Source organism: uncultured Roseobacter sp. (assembly GCF_947495275.1).
GTDB lineage: Bacteria > Pseudomonadota > Alphaproteobacteria > Rhodobacterales > Rhodobacteraceae > Roseobacter.
The window spans coordinates 194,365-211,165 of sequence record NZ_CANLYL010000008.1; the positions used below are offsets into that span (position 1 = coordinate 194,365).

Consider the following 16,801-nt stretch of genomic DNA (forward strand, 5'->3'; position numbering starts at 1 on the left):
TTCGAAAACATGGCTCGACCACGCCGTCATCGCATAATTGCGGTTCTTACTGGGGTCCGCTCAGGACAAAAACGCCCGTAGGCCGAAAAATATCAAGCCCGATATAATCGCCGCTGCCGGCACTGTAATAACCCAGGCCGCGATGATCGTCATGAAATGGGACCGGCGCACCAGTTTACGTCGCCGCCGTTCCTCGGGCCCATAGACCGTACGGTTGGGCACTTCGAGGCGCGCTTTGCGCAAACGTCTTTCTGCATCCCACTCGCGGAAAAACCCGACTCCAAAAACGCCACCGACGGCGATGTGGGTCGAACTTACCGGCAGGCCAAGCCAACTGGCGACAATCACCGTAATCGCCGCTGAGAGTGCCACACAATAGGCCCGCATCGGATTGAGCTTGGTAATCTGACTACCCACCATTCGAATGAGTTTCGGCCCGAACAAAAACAATCCAAAGGAGATTCCGAATGCCCCGATAATCATCACCCAGAACGGGATGCTGATGGCATCGGCAAAATTTCCCGATTGCGCTGCCTGCACAATTGCCGCCAGCGGGCCCACCGCATTGGCAACATCGTTAGCCCCATGTGCAAAACTCAACAAAGCGGCCGAAACCACGAGTGGAATGCCGAAAAGAATCTTGAGCGATTTGTTCCGGTTTTCCAAACCCTGCGACTGTTTCCTGATGGCCGGGATCATCACCAACCAGACCGCGCCACCGATGAGCAAACCGATCATCAGGGCCGCGCCGAGATCAATCTTGATGATGCGTTTGAGCCCCTTGAGGGCCAGATACGTCGCGAATGCGCCCGCCATAATACCCACGAGCAAGGGCACCCATTTGCGTGCCGCAGCAATCTTGTCATCCTGATAGATTATCCGCGACTTGATAAGCCACAGAAAACCGGCAGCAATCACGCCCCCCAGCACCGGGGAAATCACCCAACTTGCCGCGATTTTTGACATGGTTGACCAACTGACTGCGGCCAGACCAGCGGAGGCGATGCCCGCCCCCATGACGCCACCGACCACAGAGTGCGTGGTGGAAACCGGCGCGCCAACCCATGTTGCGAGGTTCACCCACAAAGCCGCCGACAGCAGTGCCGCCATCATCGCCCAGATAAAGGTCTGGGCCGTTTCCATGCTCTCAGGCGCAATGATCCCCTTGGCGATTGTGGAGACAACATCGCCCCCGGCGATCAAAGCCCCCGCGCTCTCAAAAACCACGGCAATGGCAATCGCGCCCCCCATGGACAGCGCATTTGCGCCCACGGCAGGACCCATATTATTGGCGACGTCATTGGCGCCGATATTCAGCGCCATATAGGCGCCAAGACAAGCGGCCGCGACAACGATCAGCGTATTGTTCGCCTGACCAAAGAAAATCGCCGCGGCGAGCCCCGCGAGAATGACGAAGATCAGCGAAACACCGGGGCCCACCATCGGCCGCGACACATAAGCCGTGGCCATCTCAAGATTTGAGAAGCGCGCAAGATCACGATCAAGCGTTTCAAGATGGCGCGCATCATCACGGCTGTCTGCCATAGCTCTCCCCCGGGTTTTTGATCGTCAACCAATTAACCAAAGGGGATCAGAACGCAACCTTGCAGATCAGCCAACAAGCGCCAAAATCAAAGGTGTTGCAGAATTTGCTTTAGCTCGGGCTCTTGCACCAGATTGGCGGCATCTGCCGCTGACGTCCATTTGCGCTTGCGTTGGTGCGCTTCGGGAAACTGCTCCGAGAGGTCCTCGACATTCAACGGATAGACCATGGTTTCAACCGGAATAGACCAACCGGTCGACAGCTCCTTGTTGTAGGTGTACCGGCCAATGGCCTTGGCGCCCACCTTGCCATTGGAAACTCCAGCCTCTTCCCAGGCCTCCTGACGTGCTGCATCCGCCGAGTTCTTGCCCGGAATGGGCCATCCCTTTGGAATGATCCAACGTCCACTGCCCCGACTGGTCACCAGCAAGACTTCCTTGTCAGGACCCTTGCCGCGGTAACACAGTGCAGCGACTTGCACACGTTTTGGTCGTCGTAGCATCGGAAGGAGGAATTCCCCCCAAGCCACGCTCATGAATTTCATCATTTCGAAACCGCTCAAGATTTTTTTATTGGAATTACTTGTACTTGTTTCTTGGCGAAGATGCAATTCACGTCCGCTTTACACGGAAATTCGACCAGGTTTTCCCTGTGGATAAGGTGAAAACCCTCCTAGAGAAGGGCTTCGACTTCGGCGCGAGACGGCATCGCAGGGGCGGTTCCGGCGCGCGTGACTGAAATACCTGCGGTGGCGCATCCGTATCTGACAGCTTCCAAAGGAGGCTTGCCTTCCGCCAATGCCGCCGCGAACGCACCGTTGAAGGCATCGCCTGCCCCGGTGGTTTCCACGACGTCACCTGCTTTCACGGATGGCACGAGACCATGGCCAAACAGATAGGCCCCCTGCTCGCCCATGGTGATGATCGGCGTTTTCACCCCCAGGTCTCGCAGCGCCACGCATGCTTTCTGCGCCTCTGTTTCATTTGTCACTGCAATGCCCGTCAGGGCTTCGCACTCAGTCTCGTTTGGCGTCACGTAATCACAAAGCGCCAGCATCCCGTCCGGCAATTCGGCTGCGGGTGCGGGGTTCAGGATCGTTGTCACCCCGGCTTTCCTGGCGATTTCGAGCCCGCGAACCGCCGCATCAATGGATTGCTCCAATTGGGTTACAAACACATCCGCGCTCGCTATCAATTCTGTCTGCGCATCAATGTCTGCCGTGCTGATCAGAGCCGCCGCACCGGGTGCGATGATGATTGCATTGTCGCCACTCGCTTCTTCAATGAAGATATAGGCGGCCCCGGTGTAGCTATCAGTCAATTGCCGCACATGGGGGATCACGCCCGCATCCGCCCAGGTATCGAGCGCAAGTTTGGCAAAATCATCCTGTCCCAACAGAGAGATCATATGGGTCTCGGCACCGATGCGGGCGCAGGCCACCGCCTGATTGGACCCTTTGCCCCCCGGACCGAGAGAAAAGGCATTCCCTAGGATGGTTTCGCCCATAACCGGCATGCGCGTCGCCCTATAGGCGGTATCGGCGACAAAAACACCCAATATGACAACTGTTCCCATTTCTACGCTCCATCGGGGGGAACGACCCCCTTGCGCAGGGCAAAGCAGCCATAAAAGCGCCGTTCCCCTGTTTGGATCACGGCATAGGCCTGTTTGGCCCGGTCATAAAAAGCATAGCGTTCAATGCCGAGCATTTTTGGCCCATCAACGGCGCTGACCTCGGCCTGCACCTCTTCCATGACGGGTAGAATGCTATCGGGCTCCCCGACCACCTCCATGCGCGCGGCGGCATCTTCCACAAATGTGTCGATGGGGTAGACTGACAGCACCGCCCGGACCACTTCCGCCGCCGACCGGTCGATCCGCAGGACCTCTCCCAAAACGGTTTCTCGTGCGACGCTGTCCGAGGGAAAATTTGTATCCGCGATGATCAGATCATCTCCATGCCCCATGGCCCGCAATGCATAAAGCACGTCCGCGTTCAGGATCGCGTCAATTCCTTTGAGCATGTCAGCTCTCCTTCTCGTGTCATTGTCAAATTCGGGCACCCGTCTGTGCATCAAAGATATGCAGATGTTCTGCATCCGGCTTCAACCGAATGGTCGTGCCGCTCTCAAAGGCATGGCGCTCCCGGAACACAGCCGTTACGTCCTGCCCCCCGAAACGCAGGAAAACCATCGTCTCCGAGCCCGTAGGCTCGACTACCTTGACCTCCATCGGCAAACCATCTTCGGCAAGGATCAGATGTTCGGGCCTGACCCCCAGCCAAACTTTGCCGCTGCCACTCGGTCCGGCAAACAGCTGATCACCGACCCTAACCCCTTCATCGGTTAATGTGCCCTCCAGAAGGTTCATGGAAGGTGCACCGATGAACGTCGCGACAAAGGCATTTTCCGGTTTGTCGTAGAGTTCCAGAGGCGTGCCGATCTGTTCAATCCGCCCTCCCTGCATGACGACAATCCGGTCAGCCAAAGTCATCGCTTCGATCTGATCATGCGTAACAAAAACAGTTGTGGTCTTCAGTCGCTGATGCAGTTCCTTGATTTCCGTACGCATCTGTATGCGTAGCTTCGCATCAAGGTTCGACAACGGCTCGTCAAACAGGAACACCTGGGGGTCGCGGACGATGGCCCGGCCCATCGCGACCCGTTGGCGCTGCCCGCCTGAAAGGTGTCGCGGCTTGCGATCCAGATATTCGGTGAGGCTCAGAATTTCGGCGGCTTCCCTGACGCGCCGATCAATTTCCGAACGGTCGGCCTTGGCCACCTTGAGCGCAAAACCCATGTTTTCGGCAACGGATTTGTGCGGATACAGAGCGTAGGTCTGAAACACCATGGCGATGTCACGCTCAGCAGGCGGCAGGTTATTTACGACGCGCTCGCCAATGGCAATGGTACCATTGTTGATCGGCTCCAACCCGGCGATCATGCGTAGCAGGGTCGACTTGCCACAACCCGAGGGACCCACCAAAGCGACAAATTCGCCATCCTCGATATCAACGTTCACACCATGGATGACTTCCGTGGATCCGTAGGATTTCCGGATGTCCTGAATTTTGACGCCTGCCATTCGCAGCATTCCCCCGACTTCGAATTTCGATGCTAGAGAAAGGTATTTACGTTGTCCACGCCCGGCTTACAGCTTTTATTGACTTAACGTAAATCTCGACCATAGTGAGGTTTCGTGGGGGATCGCGCGGCGCCAATGTCAAAAAATAGATAAAAAACACGCGCCTTTTTTCATCCCATCGACAAAATGTATCACCGTGTCCCGGGAGGATAAAAATGAAAGTAGACCTGTATAATTATATAAGAGCGGCGCAGAAAATGAACCGCCGTCAAATGCTCAAAGGCACGGCCGCAATGGGTGCCGTTGCGATGATGCCCAAGGGCGCGGCGCACGCAGATGGCCATGCCAGTGTGCGCGCCGAAATTCTCAAGATACCCGGTGTGGGTGCAGGCTCGCCAACAGACAGCGACTGGCAAAAAGTGGGTGAGATGTGCCTTGGTGCGACCAAGGAAAACGTCACCGAGGGAGAGTTTGCCGGGGTTGAACTGACCTTCATGGGCTTGAACAACCAGAACCTGCACAACTTCCTGTTCCGTGGGTTCCTGAAACCCTGGGAAGCCTACACAGGTGCCAAGATCAACTGGATTGACCTCGCGCAGGCCGACTATAACGCACGCCTGCAGCAGTCGATTGCGACCGGCACCGTGGATTTTGACATCGTGGAGATGGGCGCACCGTTTGAGGGCGATGTTCTGGGCCGCGGCATGGCCTCCGAGATGCCCGACTGGGTCAAAGAGCAGATCGACATGGACGACTATGTGGATTACCTCAAAGCGCCCGTAGGCACATGGGATGGCAAGACCTACCGTGTGTCCATTGATGGTGATTGCCATACGTTTGCGTATCGTAAGGACTACTTTGGCGAAGGGTCCCTGACCGGGCGCGACGTGCCGACAACCTGGCAGGAGATCAACGAGGTCAGCAAGGAATTGGTGGGCAAGGAAGACCCGCTGACCGGTCTGCCCGCCCATGGCTATCTCGATCCGCTGAAAGGCTGGGGAGGTTTCGGGTTTTACTTCCTGGAAAACCGCGCGTCAGCCTATGCCAAACATCCCAACAGCCCAGCATGGCTCTTTGATCCTGAAACCATGAAACCAATGGTCAACAATCCGGCCTGGGTTCAGGCCATTCAGGACGTCATGGACCTGATCGAAGCAGGCGCTTACCCAGCTGACCAGATCAATGCGGACCCTGGCACAACCGCGTTCCAGCAGTTCCTTGCCGGAACCGGTTCGATGCTGATGTGGTGGGGTGATGTGGGGTCCAGCGCGCGCACCTCCGATACATCCGTGGTGGGTGATGTTGTGGGCTTTGGCATCAACCCGGCATCCGACCGTGTCTACAACGCAAAAGACGGCGTTTGGGAAGAAACCCTGAACGAAGCGCCCAACATGGCCTACATCGGCTGGGGTGTGTACGTCATGGCCACCGTGGAAGGCGACGAGAAGAAGAAGAAAGCCGCGTGGTCAGCAGCCGCACATCTGGGCGGCAAGGATCTGTCGCTTTGGGCCTCTGCCTATCCGTCGGGTTTCCAGCCCTACCGTCAATCGCACTTCCAGTTCGAGGAATGGGAAGAAGCCGGTTACGACCGGGCCTTCGTCGAGGATTATCTCGGCTCAAACGCGGACAGCTACAACCATCCGAACGCAGCGATTGAGCCCCGTATTCCGGGCATCTTCCAATATTATTCCGTTGCCGAAGATGAGTTGGCCAAGGGCTATGCGGGCCAATACGGCTCCGCTCAGGAGACCGCGGATGCCATTGCGGCGGCCTGGGAAAAGATCACCGATCAGATCGGTCGTGACAGCCAGATCGCGCTCTACAAGGCCTCACTTGGTCTCTAGACCGAGCACGTCTTACGAACAGTGCCGAGGGCGCGACACCAACATGTCGCGCCCTTAACGCACCACCGATTTGCATTGAAAATTAAGGGTTAACACCCATGACAGCCCTCGCTAAAGTCAACAGATGAGCACCGAAGGCGACCTTCTGCACACTGTCACTGCTGACGATATTTCCGACAGGCGCCGGGCAACCGGTCGCGCGTTGGTCTGGGGTTCAGCGGCCCTGTTTTTCGGCCTGGCCCTTATGCAATTTGCGCATGACACCGACAGGACAACGCTTGGGTTCGACACCTGGCGCCCTGTCCTTTTTGCCTATCTGCTCTGGGCCACAGCATTATGTGCCGCACAAGTGATCGTGAACGGTGAAAAAGGCAAACGCACGCTCTTTGTCCTGCCCGCCGCGCTCTTCGTGATCAGCTTGGTCGTCTTCCCGCTGCTCTTTGCGCTCTATATTTCTTTCACTGACTGGAATCTGGCTTCCTTGAATGGCCCGCAGCCCAACGGTTGGGACAACATGCGCCAGATGTGGAGCGATGCCTTCTACTGGAACGCCCTGAAAAACATGGTTTACTACGTGCTCGCCGTCACCGTGGAATATGTGATTGCCTTTGGCCTGGCACTGCTGCTCAACGCCCAGATACGGGCGCGCAAATTCTTTCGGGTGGTTTTTTTGCTACCCCTGATGCTGAGCCCGGTGGCGGTCAGCTGGATGGTTGGCAAATCCATGCTGGAGGTCCGTTTTGGACCAGTCAGCCGAATTGTCCGAGAGATGGGTTTCGAGCCAAGCTTTTTTGGCACGCCCGAAATTGCACGCTTCATGATCATGGCGATGGACGCCTGGACCTTTATCCCCTTCATGATGATCATGCTGCTGGCGGGTTTGCAGGCCCTGCCCCGCGAAGTGATCGAGGCCAGCAAAGTCGACGGTGCCACCGGCTGGCAAAGCTTCAAGGAAGTCATTTTCCCACTGATGCTGCCGGTATCCGTAACAGCCATCGTGATCCGGATCATCTTCAAGCTGAAACTCGCCGACATCATCATCAATGTCACCTCCGGCGGCCCCGGCGGCGCCACGGATTCCGTGACAAGTTTCATTTTTCGTGAGTACCGAGACCGATCCAACGTAGGTTACGGCACCCTGCTGGCGATGGTCTATCTGGTGCTGATCGTGATATTCATTACCCTGCTGCTCAAATTAGTCAGCCGCTTCATGGAGCGCCCGGCATGAGCGCGGTTTTCAAGGATCACGAAGCCGACCGGAAAGTGCGGGTCAAATGGTGGACCAGCCGTATCGCGATCTATACCGCGTTGATCACCTGGGCCATCATCTGCTTCTTTCCGATTTTCTGGACGCTGACCACATCCTTCAAACTTGCGCCCGACGTGATGAAAGGCAACATGATCCCCTGGTGGGACTTCACGCCGAAATGGAAAGGCTGGGAAAGCCTCGGGCTTTCGCCGCGCCTGATCGGAGAGGTTTCCACCGTGCGCGAAGAATTCCTGAAACGCTTCTGGAATTCCGCGATCGTTGCTGTTTCCGCCTCCACGCTGGCGGTCATTCTGGGCTCATTAGCGGCCTACGGGCTGTCGCGGTTTAATTATCGCTTCGGGTTCATGCGCAACTCGGACATCTCGTTTTTCTTCCTCAGCCAGATGATCCTGCCGCCCGTCGTGCTGGCGCTGCCCTTTCTGGTGCTCTACAAATCTCTGGATCTGCTCGACAGCCGCATCGGTCTGATCCTGCTTTACACCCTTATGGTACTGCCCATCGTCATTTGGATCATGCGCGACCAGTTTCAGGGCATTCCGGTCGAACTGGAGGAAGCCGCCCTTGTCGATGGCCTCGGCATCTGGGGCGCATTTATCCAGATCGTTCTGCCCATTGCCCTGCCGGGCATGGTTGCCGCTTTCATTCTTAGCCTCGTGCTTTGCTGGAATGAGTACTTCTTTGCCGCTCTTCTGACCGCAACGGACGCAAAAACGCTGCCCGTAATGGTGGCGTCTCAAACCGGATCGCAGGGGATCAACTGGTGGTCGATGGCGGCGTTATCGTCAGCGGCCATTATGCCCCTCGTGATCGTCGCCGTTTTCCTGGAAAAATACATCATCAAGGGCATGGCAGCAGGCGCAGTCAAGTAGGGAGGAAAAGATGGCCTCGACATCACTGGCCGATTATCAGGTTCTGATGGACGGGTCCAAAACCGTCGAATACGATCTGACCAATCCAACCTACCCACGCGCAATTGACGATACATTCATTTGGCCGTCGGACCTGCATATCTCTTCAGGTGCGCGCAGACCTATCCTCATGTTCAACATCCGCCCCTACACGGATGTTGAATTCGATGTTTTTCTCAACACGCGGTTCATCGCCGTCGATATGGATTTCAATGCGAGCCACACCCGAAGTCATTCAGAAGTGTTCAGCTTCAGCTCTCCCCTTGCGGCGGGAATTCCGAACAACAATCGCGTGGCCTTCCGCATTAACATGAAAAAGGGGCGTGCACGATTTTCCGATATCGTGATCTGGTATCAGATCAACCGCTAAGCTCAGCGGCTAAGTCCTTGGTTTGTTCATAGAGCCTGCGGAACAACGCGTAGTGTTTTTCGTAGATCGGATCACCTGCCGCCTCTATGGTCTCCGACACCGGGTTCCACGCGGAAATATCTGCGCGTTTCACCACGCCAATTGCCAATGCAGCGAGAAAGGCATCACCGTAACTCGCGCCGGTCGTTTTCTCGCAAACCACCTGATCAAGTCCACAGATGTCCGACGTCGCCTGTAACCAGAGACGGTTTTGCGTCCCCCCGCCGACAGCCAGTAATCGTTTAGGTCGCTGCCCCAGATCTGCAAAGGTATCCGTTACATGGCGCGTGCCATAGGCAATACCTTCGATGAGCGCGCGGTACATGTCTCCACGCGTGTGTGTCAGGTTCAGACCAAAGAAAGCACCTTTTGCATTAATGTCATGGATCGGCGTGCGTTCTCCCGAGAAATAGGGCAAAAGCAGGAGCCCATTGGCCCCCGGCGGGGAGGCCATCGCTTCTTGTGCGAGAGTGGAAAAGGCGTCCTCCATCTCCAGATCACGTGCGATATGGTCGCGAAACCAATGGGTCAGCGTGCCGGAGGTCGCCAGCCCGGCCATGGAGGCATGCTCTCCTTCAAAAAGCCAGGGGGCATACCAGATTGCCGGATCGCTGACCGGCGACGCAGCTCGCAGAATGATAAAGATGGTGGAGCCATACATCATCATCATGTCGCCTGGGCCGTCGACACCGACCGAGAAAGCCTCCGCCGCCGCGTCGATTGTACCGGCAGTGACCGGTGTTCCCGCGGCCAGCCCCGTTGCTTCGGCGGCTTCGGCCGTAATTTCGCCGGCGATCTCGCCCGACCAGAGCAACCGTGGCAGCTTTTCGAGAGGGACAATATCATCTGCCATATCACTGACCCAGGATTGCGTGGTGACGTCATATAGCGGAGAGAAATTCGCGGCGGTGTAGTGATCAATCACGATCTCGCCGGTCAGACGCTGCACCAGAAAACTGGTGGACGTCAGGATATGGGCCGTTTTTGCATAAATTTCCGGGCACTCCTGTTTCAGCCACAGGATTTTGGGTCCGACGGACTGCGAGGTCAGCGCGTTGCCACAGCGCGCGATGATCGTCTCCTCTCCGATACGATCCGTCAGCGCCTGCACCTGCTTTTCGGCACGCCCATCCACGCCATAAAGAACCCCGTTCATCAACGGGTTCCCCTCTGTGTCAACCGGCAGCATGCAGGGTCCAATGGCACTGCATGCGACAGCTTTTATGTCGCGCGGGTCAATATCGCTTTGCGCCAACAATCGCTGAGAGACAAAAACAAAATCTCCCCACCAATCCTCCTCCGGTCGGTGCTCTGCCCAGCCGGGTTGTGGCACCAACATCTGGTGGCCGCGCGCAGCCTGCGCGATAACAGTCCCCGCGTGATCGACAAGAACTCCCTTGGTTTCAAAGGTGCCGACATCAATGCCGATCGTGTAGGCCATCAGGTGTAATCATCCCTGTTCAGTGAGAAATCCGGGGCGATGCGGCTCAGTGCCGCCTCCAGAAGCTGCGTCAGCGCAACAAGGTCATTCACATCACAAACCTCACGGGCCGAATGGGAATAGCGCATTGGAAACCCGACATCTATCGACGCAACGCCTTCACCCACAAGCTGCACATAGGACAGATCAGTCAAAACACCCGTTTGCGCAGAGCGTTGCAACGCGATCCCTTCTGCCTCAGCGGTGGTTTCAAAAAGACGCACCATGGCAGGGTGCGGGATCACGCCGTTAAGTGTCCCGCGTCCGTGAAACGAATAGAGACTGATCCCGGGGCCACCACCCAATACAACATCCCCCCGCTCCGCCATATCGGGCGTGTCCGTTGCCAGCATCAGGTCAAGCTGGATCGCGATATCGGGCCGAAGCTGTTGCGCCAGCGGCTGCGCGCCACGCAAGTTGAATTCCTCAAGCACGGTAAATGCCAGATCAACTGGAGGGCCATCCGCGCGGTCTTTGAGGCGACGCGCCACTTCCAGCAGCACGGCACAGCCGGCCCGGTCATCCACACTTGTCCCGGCAAGGCGTTCGCCCTGCAATTCGGTCACGTGCGGCGCATAAACGACCGGCGTACCGATCCGAATACCCGCTGCGTCGACCTCTGCCGCCGAGGACATCCCGGTGTCGACGAAAAGCTCCGCGTAGGGCGCAACTGTGTATTTCTCGTCCGGGCGGGTCGCGTGATGGCTCTTGTTCGCGATGACACCTGGCACATCGCGCCCTTCCCCGACACATACGAGCACCTCCTGCGCGGCCAAGGCCCGCTCGGGCACACCCCCCAACCGCTCCAACCTGATCAACCCGTCCGGTTCGATCCGTCTGACGATGAAGCCAAGCTGGTCCATATGGGTGAACAGCATCACGCGCGGCCCTGTGCCAGGGAAATGAGCCGTCAGATTTCCCAGTCTGTCGGTATGGCTCTCGACGCCGATCTCCGTCAGCCGGTCACGCAGATGGCGGCGCACGCGATCCTCGTGGCCTGAAAGGCCGGGAACACGCATGAGCGCTGCGAGATCATCCTTGATCCTCTGCTTCATGCGCGCGCCCGGCGTACGATATCCATGAATTCCTGGGCGCGGTCCGGGTCGATGGCGTTCCAAGTATCGCCATCGACCTTCAATGAGGATCCAACGATACAGCCATCAGCGATTGCCAATACATCGGCAACCGTCGCATGTTTGACCCCGGTATTGGCCATCACGGGCGTCTGGGGCAGCACTTTTTTCACGGCTTCCAGATCCGACAAGGCCGCCGCCTCTCCGGTAATCTGACCCGAGACGAGAATGGCGTCGGGGATGGAAGAAAATACGGCACTCCGCGCGCGGTCCGCGAGGCTACGTTGATCAAGCGAATGGGCGAATTCGGCCGAGACATTGTAGAGCATCGCCATGTCCGGGCGCCCCAACCGATCACGGTAGCGCATCGCCTTGCCTGCATCAGGTGTCCAGAGGCCCATATCAGAAGCATATGTGCCCGTGAAAATCTCCCGTACAAAGGCGGCTCCGGTTGCGACCCCCAATGCGATGCTCGACATGGGATCCCACAGCACGTTCACGCCGAATGGCACGGTGATCTCGGATTTCAAGGCACCAATGAGCGCGGCCATGGTGGCCGTCGATACAGTATCAACTTCGAATTCGTAGGGTCGGTCATTTTCATTACCGAACATGACCGCATCAAAACCCGCGTCCTGAAGCGCATGCAAATCAGCCCGGGCCAGCGCCAATAAGTCAACAGAGGGATCAAATAGCGGCGATCCGGGCAAGGCACCAATATGGACCATCCCAATGACCGGCTTTGCCTGCCCAAAAGCTTCTTTGAATTTTTTCGTCATCAAATATCCTCCGCACCCGACAGTAAGAGGGGCAAAGGGTTCACGCAAAGAGAAACTGGAGTAAGCTGCGTACTAGCCAGTCAAGCCCCCTCACTTGGCAGCAAAGAATAGGAAAGCACCTTCATGAAAATCGACGCGCATCAACATTTCTGGAACCCCGCGCGCGGCGACTACGATTGGATGCCCAAGGACAACGCCATTTTGAACAGACCCTATGCCCCCGATGACCTCGCTCCAAAACTCGCGAAACACGGATTTGAGGGCACCGTGCTCGTTCAGGCGGCTGCAACCATTGAAGAAACCGAATACATGCTGGGCATGGCGGATGCGACACCCTCCATCAAAGGCGTTGTCGGATGGATCAATTTTGAGGATGACCGTCAGATTTCGCATCTTCGGCGGCTGGCAGCCCACCCGAAATTCCTGGGCGTCAGGCCAATGATCCAAGACATTGCCGATGTTAACTGGATGCTGCGAGAGGACGTTCAATGGGCCTACCGGGCTCTCATTGATCTTGATCTCACCTTCGATGCGCTGGGGTTCCCCAAACATCTGCCAAATTTCCTGCAGCTGGTGAAATCCTATCCGAGCATGAGGGTGGTTCTTGATCATTGCATGAAGCCACAAATCCGAGATCAGCAAGCCGGTGATGATGCGTATTCGGACTGGGCGGAAGGGATATCGCGTCTGGCGGATCAAACCGAAGCGTATTGCAAACTTTCGGGCCTCGTCACGGAAACCCGCGACGGTTGGTCCGTGGAAGATTTGCGCCCCTTTGCCCGGCACATCCTGAACGCGTTTGGACCCAAACGGGTTATGTGGGGATCCGACTGGCCGGTATGTCGGCTACAGGCGAGCTATGATGACTGGTATGACCTTGCGATGGGGCTCACGTCGCACCTGACCTCCGACGAACAGGCTGCGATCTTCGGTGATAACGCCGCACGGTTCTATGGTCTTCCCTGATCCAGCAGGAAATCACTGACGACATCCCTCGACAGGGCGGCACGCTGCTCCAAACGGCTGGCAACGTGGCAAGCTGCCGCCGCCTGAGCAAAGTCGATGGCCCCTTCGATGGTTTTGCCGCCGTCGACCGCCGCAGCCAAAGCACCCATAAACATATCCCCCGCACCGTGAGAGGACGTCACCTCAACGCTGAAGCCTGGGTAGGTATTCCCTGCGTAGCACACCCCTTCCGGGCCAAGGGTTGTGAGAATTTTTGGACCGTCTTGTAAATGCCGGTAGAACGCGGCTTCCACCCGATTGACGACCAGCAGATCAGTTAACTGAAGCAGCTCAATCGGCAGCGGCCTTGCTGGCGCAGCATTCAACCAGACCCGGGCTCCGGCAGCGCGCGCTTTGTGCGCCACACGAATATTGACATCCTCAGGTACTTCGTTTTGCAATAAAACAAGGGATGTCTGCGTCGGGATTTCAATCTTGTCCGCATCAATCAAGAGGTTAGCTGCCGACACAATAACTGCGCCATAATCACCCTTTGCATCCAGAATGGCCACGCTCATGCCACTTGGGCCGCTATCTCGCTGAAGCTGGGATGTATCGACACCGCCGCTGAGCAATGAAGCCCGGAGCTTATCCCCAAGGGTGTCGCCTCCGGCACGCCCGGCAAAGACGACCGAAGCCCCCATGCGCGCCGCCGAAACCGCCTGATTGCCTCCTTTGCCGCCAAAGACGTAGTCTACGGCTGAGCCCGCTACGGTCTCATCCAGCGATGGCAAATGCGGTGCCCGCACCACCACATCCCAATGCAATGATCCGACGACCAGAAGCGTCACGCCAACATCACCGCCTGCACCAAGCGCATGGCCGCTGGCGCATCCTGACGCGCGATTGCTTTTTCAAGCTGGGCATCCACCATAAGCCGGCTTGCGATGCGCCGCAGTCGTTCCACCACCTCGATATTGGTACGTGCCTCCTCAACCGGATCTAGACCTGAATGGTCCGGGAAAGTGTCAAAATAGAGCGCCCCATCATAGCCTGCACGCTCAAGTTCAACCAGTAATTCAACGGTTTGTACCGGATGAACCGCACCGACCATCAGGCCGTTATCCCATTTTCCGTACCCGTCATTCAGGTGCACGCCGAGAATGCGCGAGTGGCGCGCAACAAGTGCAGCCGCAAAAGCGGGCATCTCATCAGCGTAAAGTACGTGTGCAAAATCAAGCGTCACACCCGTGTTGGAGCGGCCAATTTCCTTGATCGCCAAAAGAGTGGTTGCCACATCCGGCATCAACGCGAAAGCGCGCGGCTCGTTGGGTTTGTATTCAAGTGAAATGTCGATCGCTGGATTGTGGTCACACACCTCGATAATCGCCTCAATGGTGCGCGCCCAGGCCTGCGCATAATCCATCTGAAAGGAGTAATCGAAACCATCCTGGCCCATCCAGAGTGTCATCAACCGGCCGCCCATGTCTGCCAGCACATCAAGCCCCCGCTTCGTTTCGTCAATGGCGGCACGGCGCACGGCCGCATCGGGGTGTGTGAACGCGCCCAGCTTGTAGCCCGGATCAGTATAATAACGCATGGCCATACCATTCAGCACCATGCCGTTTTCCATCATGACACGGCCAAGATCATTCGGACGGTCGTCAACAAAATGATCGGGGTAGTTCAGATCCGCTGCCGTGAGGCCCGCTATTGCAGCGCGTTCCAGCAGGTCAGCGGTGGTTATTTTGTTCTTGCCGGGCCAGTAGTCAGCCGCCCCGATCTTGAAGGCATTCAGGCGGGCGGCAAAGCGGGGAGAATTATTATTGTTCATATGAAAGACCCTAGCCCGCCGACAGCTCAAAACGCAATTTTGATGTGGCGGGCACCGCAACCAACAAAAGTCGCAACCAACAAAAATTTTGCAAAAGCTCGAATTCCCGACGCCCAGCAGCTAACGACGAGGAAGGCACGCGTCACGGAGACCTCAAAATTCATGCACTCAGGTAGGTTTTTTCGCACGTTTTGGTTTTGCGTCGGTGTATTGGCCCTGCTTTTTGGTGGAATCGGGGTCGTGCTGCCCGTCTTGCCAACCACTCCGTTCGTGATTCTGGCGGCCTTTGCCTTTGGCAGGAGTTCTCCTCGCCTCGAGGCGTGGCTGAAGCAAAGCCAGACATTTGGCCCGCTCATAGCGCAATGGCGCGAACACGGCGCGATCGCGCCTCGTCACAAACTCATGGCTGTGGCCATGATGGGCGCTGCACTTGCCCTCAGCTTTGCCCTTGACGTCAAACCGGCTGTGTTGCTTGTCCAGACCGCTTGCTTGGGGTTGGCGGGGGCTTTCGTTCTGACCCGACCCAGCGGCCCGAGATAAAACGTTTTTCTTAGAGGTCTCAATTGTTTCGTAACGCGGCTCGATAAGCTCTTGGCGACTGACCAGTTTTGGCCTCGAACGTGCGTGTGAAAGCGCTTCGAGATGAAAACCCAACCAGTTCTGCGATGCGCTTCACAGGCAAATCGGATTTACTCAACAACATGGCTGCCCGCCGCATGCGCAAATCCCGCAACAGCTCCATCGGCCCCGACCCATAGGCTGCCGAGAACCGCTGGGCAAAAGCAGAGCGGCTCATCCTGACGCTTGTTGCAAGGCTTTCGACCGTGTGTGGCTCCCCCGGAGCGTCCAGCATCTGACGCAGTGCATTCCAGACCGACGGGTCCGCAAGAGCCGCCATCCAGTAAAGAGCCGTATCATTGGCTGCCAGACGCTTACGCAACATCTCGATCATGCATTGCATCAAAATCACCCGGATCATTGCACGGCTGCCAAGCCCCGGGCTTGATATCTCGTGCAGAAGTGCTTGCATTGCAGGGTGCATCCTGTTTGACGCCGTCACGGTCTCGACCAGGGGCGCGCGCACCAGATCAATGACGTCGCTGATCCCCCGCAGTCCGACGCTGATATGCGCACAAAGGGCGATCAGCTGCCCGTCCTGCGGTGTCGCAGATGTCGCCATCAAGCGGGCCAGGTTCAGCGCCGCTGGCTTGCAATCCGGAATAGGCTCATTGACCGTGCCATAGCTATGCAAGGCGTGGCTCTGCAGTGCCGGAATCAAAACGAGAGATCCGGTCGATACGCGAAGGGATGCCTGACCGTTCAGGGTGATCTCGCCCTCACCCGACAGAATATAGTGCAACGTAGGCGCGGCATCTCGACCAAGTCCAAGATCGCAGCTGCCTCGCAGCTCGCACAGGGCGAACGGGTTGGACGCAATTTCAAGCTCATCGAAAATATGTTCATAGCGCATAGCCTGACAATGCGGCGCGATGGACGAAAAGGCACGAGAATTTTCCCAAGGGGTCAAAAATTGGACAAAAAGAGACATCTCTATGGCTAAATTCTCGAGGTGACCCAAACCTCAGGAGAATAAAATGTGCAATTGCGATGATCACAACCCCAGCCGCAAGG

17 protein-coding genes are annotated in these 16,801 nt (G+C 56.9%); 6 read left to right on the forward strand and 11 right to left on the reverse strand.

Going from position 1 to position 16,801, the window contains the following annotated elements:
* Positions 1-60 precede the first annotated feature (60 nt).
* From Q0802_RS15860 to ugpC, 5 genes are all read right to left on the reverse strand, one after another.
* The gene (locus Q0802_RS15860; RefSeq protein ID WP_298920016.1) at positions 61-1,545 is read right to left on the reverse strand and encodes an inorganic phosphate transporter; all 1,485 of its coding nucleotides are present in this window, start codon (positions 1,543-1,545) and stop codon (positions 61-63) included.
* Positions 1,546-1,631: 86 nt separating this feature from the next.
* A complete protein-coding gene (locus Q0802_RS15865; RefSeq protein ID WP_298920017.1) occupies positions 1,632-2,078 on the reverse strand; it encodes an NUDIX hydrolase in 447 nt (148 codons plus the stop codon).
* A 137-nt stretch (positions 2,079-2,215) separates the two neighbouring features.
* A complete protein-coding gene (locus Q0802_RS15870) occupies positions 2,216-3,118 on the reverse strand; it encodes a ribokinase (RefSeq protein ID WP_298920019.1) in 903 nt (300 codons plus the stop codon).
* A gap of 2 nt (positions 3,119-3,120) precedes the next feature.
* Complete coding sequence (locus Q0802_RS15875) at positions 3,121-3,567, reverse strand: RbsD/FucU domain-containing protein (protein WP_298920021.1); 447 nt, start codon at positions 3,565-3,567, stop codon at positions 3,121-3,123.
* Between the two features lie 25 nt (positions 3,568-3,592).
* Positions 3,593-4,627: a sn-glycerol-3-phosphate ABC transporter ATP-binding protein UgpC gene (gene ugpC / locus Q0802_RS15880; RefSeq protein WP_298920022.1), complete on the reverse strand. Its 1,035-nt coding sequence runs from the start codon at positions 4,625-4,627 to the stop codon at positions 3,593-3,595.
* A gap of 215 nt (positions 4,628-4,842) precedes the next feature.
* On the opposite strand from ugpC, the gene Q0802_RS15885 reads away from it, so the two are divergent.
* The 4 genes from Q0802_RS15885 (at position 4,843) to Q0802_RS15900 (ending at position 9,019) form a co-directional block, all read left to right on the forward strand.
* The gene (locus Q0802_RS15885) at positions 4,843-6,471 is read left to right on the forward strand and encodes a substrate-binding domain-containing protein (protein ID WP_298920026.1); all 1,629 of its coding nucleotides are present in this window, start codon (positions 4,843-4,845) and stop codon (positions 6,469-6,471) included.
* 124 nt (positions 6,472-6,595) lie between these two features.
* The gene (locus Q0802_RS15890; RefSeq protein ID WP_298920029.1) at positions 6,596-7,699 is read left to right on the forward strand and encodes a sugar ABC transporter permease; all 1,104 of its coding nucleotides are present in this window, start codon (positions 6,596-6,598) and stop codon (positions 7,697-7,699) included.
* A complete protein-coding gene (locus Q0802_RS15895; protein WP_298920031.1) occupies positions 7,696-8,610 on the forward strand; it encodes a carbohydrate ABC transporter permease in 915 nt (304 codons plus the stop codon). Before Q0802_RS15890 ends, Q0802_RS15895 begins: the two co-directional genes overlap by 4 nt.
* A 10-nt stretch (positions 8,611-8,620) precedes the next feature.
* Positions 8,621-9,019 (forward strand): hypothetical protein, encoded by a 399-nt coding sequence (locus tag Q0802_RS15900; RefSeq protein WP_298920033.1) that lies wholly within the window; start codon positions 8,621-8,623, stop codon positions 9,017-9,019.
* On the opposite strand, the gene Q0802_RS15905 is transcribed toward Q0802_RS15900, so the two are convergent.
* Genes Q0802_RS15905 through Q0802_RS15915 form a run of 3 tightly spaced genes read right to left on the reverse strand, consistent with a single transcriptional unit; the run spans position 9,009 to position 12,390 of the window.
* On the reverse strand, positions 9,009-10,499 hold the full coding sequence (locus Q0802_RS15905; RefSeq protein ID WP_298920036.1) for an FGGY-family carbohydrate kinase: 1,491 nt from the start codon (positions 10,497-10,499) through the stop codon (positions 9,009-9,011). The two genes, Q0802_RS15900 and Q0802_RS15905, sit on opposite strands and share 11 nt — an antisense overlap.
* Positions 10,499-11,593 (reverse strand): M42 family metallopeptidase, encoded by a 1,095-nt coding sequence (locus tag Q0802_RS15910; RefSeq protein WP_298920038.1) that lies wholly within the window; start codon positions 11,591-11,593, stop codon positions 10,499-10,501. The genes Q0802_RS15905 and Q0802_RS15910 overlap by 1 nt, the downstream gene beginning before the upstream one ends.
* Positions 11,590-12,390, reverse strand: coding sequence for a BtpA/SgcQ family protein (locus Q0802_RS15915; protein ID WP_298920040.1), 801 nt, complete (start codon positions 12,388-12,390; stop codon positions 11,590-11,592). Before Q0802_RS15915 ends, Q0802_RS15910 begins: the two co-directional genes overlap by 4 nt.
* A 123-nt stretch (positions 12,391-12,513) precedes the next feature.
* Here Q0802_RS15915 and Q0802_RS15920 point away from each other — a divergent pair, with 123 nt between their 5' ends.
* Entirely contained in the window at positions 12,514-13,356 is an 843-nt protein-coding gene (locus Q0802_RS15920; RefSeq protein ID WP_298920042.1) for an amidohydrolase family protein, read from the forward strand.
* Here Q0802_RS15920 and Q0802_RS15925 read toward each other — a convergent pair.
* The gene (locus Q0802_RS15925) at positions 13,341-14,186 is read right to left on the reverse strand and encodes a PfkB family carbohydrate kinase (protein ID WP_298920044.1); all 846 of its coding nucleotides are present in this window, start codon (positions 14,184-14,186) and stop codon (positions 13,341-13,343) included. The genes Q0802_RS15920 and Q0802_RS15925 overlap by 16 nt on opposite strands.
* Positions 14,183-15,169 (reverse strand): TIM barrel protein, encoded by a 987-nt coding sequence (locus Q0802_RS15930; RefSeq protein WP_298920046.1) that lies wholly within the window; start codon positions 15,167-15,169, stop codon positions 14,183-14,185. The genes Q0802_RS15925 and Q0802_RS15930 overlap by 4 nt, the downstream gene beginning before the upstream one ends.
* Positions 15,170-15,331: 162 nt before the next feature.
* On the opposite strand from Q0802_RS15930, the gene Q0802_RS15935 reads away from it, so the two are divergent.
* The gene (locus tag Q0802_RS15935) at positions 15,332-15,709 is read left to right on the forward strand and encodes a YbaN family protein (protein WP_298920048.1); all 378 of its coding nucleotides are present in this window, start codon (positions 15,332-15,334) and stop codon (positions 15,707-15,709) included.
* 19 nt (positions 15,710-15,728) lie between these two features.
* On the opposite strand, the gene Q0802_RS15940 is transcribed toward Q0802_RS15935, so the two are convergent.
* Positions 15,729-16,640, reverse strand: a complete 912-nt coding sequence (locus Q0802_RS15940) for an AraC family transcriptional regulator (protein ID WP_298920050.1) — start codon at positions 16,638-16,640, stop codon at positions 15,729-15,731.
* Positions 16,641-16,801: the final 161 nt, after the last annotated feature.

Excerpts from the sequence above, each read along its gene's own strand:
- Q0802_RS15860 (WP_298920016.1), bottom strand. The coding sequence starts at position 1,545 with ATGGCAGACAGCCGTGATGATGCGCGCCATCTTGAAACGCTTGATCGT.
- Q0802_RS15865 (WP_298920017.1), bottom strand. The coding sequence starts at position 2,078 with ATGAGCGTGGCTTGGGGGGAATTCCTCCTTCCGATGCTACGACGACCA.
- Q0802_RS15870 (WP_298920019.1), bottom strand. The coding sequence starts at position 3,118 with ATGGGAACAGTTGTCATATTGGGTGTTTTTGTCGCCGATACCGCCTAT.
- Q0802_RS15875 (WP_298920021.1), bottom strand. The coding sequence starts at position 3,567 with ATGCTCAAAGGAATTGACGCGATCCTGAACGCGGACGTGCTTTATGCA.
- ugpC (WP_298920022.1), bottom strand. The coding sequence starts at position 4,627 with ATGGCAGGCGTCAAAATTCAGGACATCCGGAAATCCTACGGATCCACG.
- Q0802_RS15885 (WP_298920026.1), top strand. The coding sequence starts at position 4,843 with ATGAAAGTAGACCTGTATAATTATATAAGAGCGGCGCAGAAAATGAAC.
- Q0802_RS15890 (WP_298920029.1), top strand. The coding sequence starts at position 6,596 with ATGAGCACCGAAGGCGACCTTCTGCACACTGTCACTGCTGACGATATT.
- Q0802_RS15895 (WP_298920031.1), top strand. The coding sequence starts at position 7,696 with ATGAGCGCGGTTTTCAAGGATCACGAAGCCGACCGGAAAGTGCGGGTC.
- Q0802_RS15900 (WP_298920033.1), top strand. The coding sequence starts at position 8,621 with ATGGCCTCGACATCACTGGCCGATTATCAGGTTCTGATGGACGGGTCC.
- Q0802_RS15905 (WP_298920036.1), bottom strand. The coding sequence starts at position 10,499 with ATGGCCTACACGATCGGCATTGATGTCGGCACCTTTGAAACCAAGGGA.
- Q0802_RS15910 (WP_298920038.1), bottom strand. The coding sequence starts at position 11,593 with ATGAAGCAGAGGATCAAGGATGATCTCGCAGCGCTCATGCGTGTTCCC.
- Q0802_RS15915 (WP_298920040.1), bottom strand. The coding sequence starts at position 12,390 with ATGACGAAAAAATTCAAAGAAGCTTTTGGGCAGGCAAAGCCGGTCATT.
- Q0802_RS15920 (WP_298920042.1), top strand. The coding sequence starts at position 12,514 with ATGAAAATCGACGCGCATCAACATTTCTGGAACCCCGCGCGCGGCGAC.
- Q0802_RS15930 (WP_298920046.1), bottom strand. The coding sequence starts at position 15,169 with ATGAACAATAATAATTCTCCCCGCTTTGCCGCCCGCCTGAATGCCTTC.
- Q0802_RS15935 (WP_298920048.1), top strand. The coding sequence starts at position 15,332 with ATGCACTCAGGTAGGTTTTTTCGCACGTTTTGGTTTTGCGTCGGTGTA.
- Q0802_RS15940 (WP_298920050.1), bottom strand. The coding sequence starts at position 16,640 with ATGCGCTATGAACATATTTTCGATGAGCTTGAAATTGCGTCCAACCCG.